Source organism: Streptomyces fuscigenes (assembly GCF_021556455.1).
GTDB lineage: Bacteria > Actinomycetota > Actinomycetes > Streptomycetales > Streptomycetaceae > Streptomyces > Streptomyces fuscigenes.
In genome coordinates, this window is the sequence record NZ_JAKGCV010000509.1 from 1 (window position 1) to 3,610 (window position 3,610).

A 3,610-nucleotide genomic window follows, 5' to 3' on the forward strand; every position below is an offset into this window, starting at 1 on the left:
CGCCCGCGGCCCTGATCCGGGCGCCGACCGCCGCGCTCGGGTCGTCCGCCCACAGCCGCCAGGGCCGGGGTTCGAACGCGTCGCGCACGGCTGCGGCCAGGGCGGACTCACCGTCCGGGGTGGCGGGGAAGCGCGCGAGGACCGGGGCGGCGAGGGCGCGCAGGCCCCGGTCGTCGTCGCGCAGCGCGAGCTCGTCCAGCGCCCAGGCCCAGTTCGTGCCCGTGGCGGCGTAGCGGCGCAGCAGGGCGAGCGCGTCGCGCCTGCCGTACGACGCGAGGTGGCCGAGCACGGCCAGGGCGAGGCCGGTGCGCTCCTCGCCCGTGTCGGTGGCGTCCTCGGCGTCGAAGAGGTGCCGCTCGATCGCGCCGAGGCCGCCGTGCAGGTCGAGATAGAGGCGCGCGTAGTAGAGGGAGCGGTTCTCGGCCTGCCAGTCGTGGCGCGGGTCGTGGAGCACGCAGTGGTCGAGGGCGGCGAGGGCCTCTGAGCGGGGCGCGGCGAGCGCGTGCAGGGTGCCGTCGCCGCGGCCCCGCTGGAGCAGCCCGAGCAGGGTGCCGCTGGGCGCTATGACCGGATCGAACATGGGGAGAGCCTCACATCAAGCTGTCGACGCAACCGGGGGGTGTCCTGTCCTAGGCCGCGCGGCAACAGAGGAGACCCGCCGTCGTCGCCTGCTTGGTGTAGACCATTTCCTCTGCCTCTCGTCGGTGGCCCGGGGTGGGCCCGTCGTCATGATGACCCAGCGTTTTCGCCACCGCGACCACATTTAGCCGGACCCGTCCCGGAGCTTCCGGTACGGGCGCCCCCGCGGCCGCCGGCTCCGCACGCCCCGGGCGTGCGCCCGGGTGGTCGCGGTTCGTTCAGGCGGCGCCGAACAGCGCCAGGAGTTCCTCTTTCCCGAACATGCGGGCCGTATCCACCGCGGACGGAGTTCCGGCTTCCGGATCGGCGCCCCCGGCGACGAGGGCCCGCACCACGGCGTCCTCGCCCTTGAACACGGCACCGGCCAGCGGGGTCTGCCCGCGGTCGTTGGCGCGGTCCGGGTCCGCGCCACGGGCGAGCAGGGCCTCGATCGCGGGGGCGTGGCCGTGGTACGCGGCGAGCATCACGAGCGAGTCGCCCCGGTCGTTGGTGAGGTTCACGGGCACGCCGGCGTCGACGTACGCGGCGAGGGCCTCCGCCGACCCCTGGCGGGCCAGATCGAAGATCCTGGTGGCCAGTTCGACCACGTCCGCATCGGGCTCGGAGCCTTCCGTTCCGCCCGGGTTCTCGCTCATCCTCGCTCGCCTTCCACGCCGCCTGCCAGGACGTACGGCGCACGCGCCGTACGGATGAACGGAAGGGTACTGCGGCCGCTCGGGCTTCCGCCCGCACCACTCCGCCCCCGGTTTTCTAGCCCAGTTGAGTGATAAATCGAGCATTTCACCCATTTACACCTTTAGTCATATAGATACTTTCGGTCAGGATGGAACAACTCATGGTGACTGTCCCCTCAACCAGGAGAAACCACATGATTCTGTCCATCTCAGGCGTCGTGCTGCTGGGCATCATCGTCTTCCTCTTCTTCAGGAAGGACGGGCTCAAGGCCTCCCACGCCATGGTGTGTGCCCTGTTCGGCTTCTACCTGGCGGGAACGGCCATCGCGCCGAGCATCACGGCGGGAGGAGCGAGCCTCGCCGGACTGCTGGGCGGGATCAAGTTCTGACGCCTGACCCGTCCACCGTCCGACGCGATCCCCACCCCTTCCGCACCTCCAGGAGACAGCTGTGGCCCGGCGACCACTCCCCCGCATTCTGAGCAGCGGCACGACCCGTCTCGCGCGGGGGCGCGAGATGGCGCGTACGGCCGCCGACAGTGCCACGGACGTCCTCCATCCGCTGATCACGGTCTCCCGTGGCCTGCGGCTGCTCGCCGTGTCCGCACGGCTCAAGTGGGCCGCTACCGCGAAGGAACGGCGCGGTCCCGCGCTGTTCCTGGTGGCGGCCTGCGTGCTGGTGGTCGCGCTCATGCCGTACGGGCCGCTGCTCGGCCTCGTGACGGTCATGGCGCTGGCCGCGTGGAAGGGCCGCGAACGCACGCCCACGCGGACCGGGCCCGACGAAGCGGAGCTTCGGCGGCTCCAGTCCCTCTACGAGGCGCTGGTGCCGTACTTCTCCGTACCGGAGGACCCGAGTCCGCTGTTCGCGCACGGCGGGCAGTGGGACTCCGCGTTCGCCTCCCACGAGTTCGACGACGAGGGCCGCCTCACGCGGCTCCGGCTGACCTATCCGCCCTACTTCGCCGACGGCGACGCCGGGGCCCGCGCCACGGTGGAGCGGCTCCTGCACGTCAAGTCCGGGCGGGGCAGGGAGTACCACTTCACGTGGGAGCAGGAATCCAACGAGCTCACGATGAGCGTGCTGGCCGCCCTGCCCACGGACGTCCTCGCGCAGCGTTTCGTCGCCGTCCCCGGCGAGACGGTGCTCGGCTTCACTGACGACTCCTCCGTACGGCGCAGGGTGCCGGTGGGCGCCGGCGGCGCGACGCGCGAGGAGCCGCCGGTCGTCTGGCGCACGGGGGCACGCTCGGCGGAGCCCCATCTGCTCGTCGCCGGCCGGCCCGGCGCGGGCGCGACGAGCCTGCTGCGCTCCATCGCGCTCCAGGCCCTCCGGCACGGCGACGTGGTCGTGGTCGAGGGCAGCGGCACCGGCGAGTTCTCCTGCCTCACAGGCCGCACCGGGGTGCTCACCGTCGAGTCCGCGCTCAGCGGCGCGCTCGCCGCGCTGGAATGGGCGTCGCGCGAGACGGAGCGCCGGCTGATCGCCGCCAACCGTGCCCGGCAGGCGGGGGTCCCCCTGCCTGACGACGCCAAACGCCCGCTGTGGATCCTCTTCGACCGGCCGAGCGTGTTCGCCCACCTCGCCGCGGCCGAGGGGCGGCGCGATCCCCAGCACCTGCTGGCCGTCCCGCTGCGGCACGGCCGCGCGGCCGGCGTGAGCGTCGTCGTGGCCGACCACGTCGACGCCCTCGACTGGATCGACGACACCGTTCTGACGCACACGCACGCGCGGGTGGCCCTGGGGGCGCTGAGCGAGGAGCTCGTCGCGTCGGTCCTCGGCGAGCCGCCGCACACCACCCCGACGCCGGAGGTCCCGCCCGGCCGGGGATACGCGCGCCTCGGCGCGTCGGAGGTGCTGCGCCTCCAGGTCCCCGCCACGCCCGATCCGTACGACGACACCGCGGACGAGGCCGCGCGCCGCGCCGTACTCGCGCTGCTGCCGCCCCGCAGCGACGGTGCGGCCGACGAGCCGGCCGATGCGATCGAGGCTGTCGAGGCGGCGGACGCCGTCGAGACCTTCGATGCCGCAGAGGCCGCAGGAAACAGCGGGTACGCGAAATGCGCCGAGAACGCCCAGCACGCCCAGGATTCCCGAGGCGCCGAAGACGCCGAGGACACGGTGGAGGCCGGGCAGCGAGCCGGGACGGTGGGGGCGGCACCGCTTCCCGGGGCGGAGACCGTGACGGGAACGGGCTCGGCGGCGCCCGGCGGCGCGGCCGCCGGCCGGTCACACGCCCCGGCCCGGACCGTGCCCGGGACGGCGCAGCCCACCGCCCCGGCCCAGGCGCAGCACCC

3 protein-coding genes and 1 pseudogene are annotated in these 3,610 nt (G+C 73.5%); 2 read left to right on the top strand and 2 right to left on the bottom strand.

Features of this window, described 5'->3' with window-relative positions:
- Positions 1–580, bottom strand: a pseudogene (locus L1885_RS25415) (HEAT repeat domain-containing protein); the annotation flags it as partial.
- 277 nt (positions 581–857) lie between these two features.
- Entirely contained in the window at positions 858–1,274 is a 417-nt protein-coding gene (locus L1885_RS25420) for an ankyrin repeat domain-containing protein (RefSeq protein WP_235799507.1), read from the bottom strand.
- A 233-nt stretch (positions 1,275–1,507) separates the two neighbouring features.
- On the opposite strand from L1885_RS25420, the gene L1885_RS25425 reads away from it, so the two are divergent.
- Both L1885_RS25425 and L1885_RS25430 read left to right on the top strand, forming a co-directional pair.
- The gene (locus L1885_RS25425) at positions 1,508–1,702 is read left to right on the top strand and encodes a hypothetical protein (RefSeq protein ID WP_235799508.1); all 195 of its coding nucleotides are present in this window, start codon (positions 1,508–1,510) and stop codon (positions 1,700–1,702) included.
- Between the two features lie 61 nt (positions 1,703–1,763).
- Positions 1,764–3,610: hypothetical protein (locus L1885_RS25430; RefSeq protein WP_235799509.1), on the top strand; the 1,847-nt coding region annotated here is incomplete at its 3' end.

Excerpts from the sequence above, each read along its gene's own strand:
- L1885_RS25420 (WP_235799507.1), bottom strand. The coding sequence starts at position 1,274 with ATGAGCGAGAACCCGGGCGGAACGGAAGGCTCCGAGCCCGATGCGGAC.
- L1885_RS25425 (WP_235799508.1), top strand. The coding sequence starts at position 1,508 with ATGATTCTGTCCATCTCAGGCGTCGTGCTGCTGGGCATCATCGTCTTC.